Source organism: Vibrio sp. 10N.286.46.A8, assembly GCF_041470165.1.
GTDB lineage: Bacteria > Pseudomonadota > Gammaproteobacteria > Enterobacterales > Vibrionaceae > Vibrio > Vibrio tasmaniensis_A.
The window spans coordinates 1-252 of the sequence record NZ_JBFRLX010000283.1; the positions used below are offsets into that span (position 1 = coordinate 1).

Sequence of the window (252 nt, forward strand, 5' to 3'; positions counted from 1 at the left end):
TAAGTCTTCTTAACTATATACTCTTCGCTAAGCTCTTTGCTTAGTTGAGAGGAAAGATTTGCTGCGGTCGTGGCGGAATTGGTAGACGCACCAGATTTAGGTTCTGGCGCCGAGAGGTGTGAGAGTTCAAGTCTCTCCGACCGCACCATTATTTAGATATCTTAAATGATATCCTGTTGGGCTATCGCCAAGCGGTAAGGCACTGGCTTTTGATGCCAGCATTCCCTGGTTCGAATCCAGGTAGCCCAGCCA

At 48.0% G+C, this 252-nt stretch carries 2 tRNA genes; both read left to right on the forward strand.

The window, feature by feature from the left end:
* Nucleotides 1-63: 63 nt before the first annotated feature.
* A tRNA-Leu gene (locus tag AB4232_RS21435) sits at nt 64-148 on the forward strand.
* A gap of 29 nt (nt 149-177) precedes the next feature.
* Nucleotides 178-252, forward strand: a tRNA-Gln gene (locus tag AB4232_RS21440).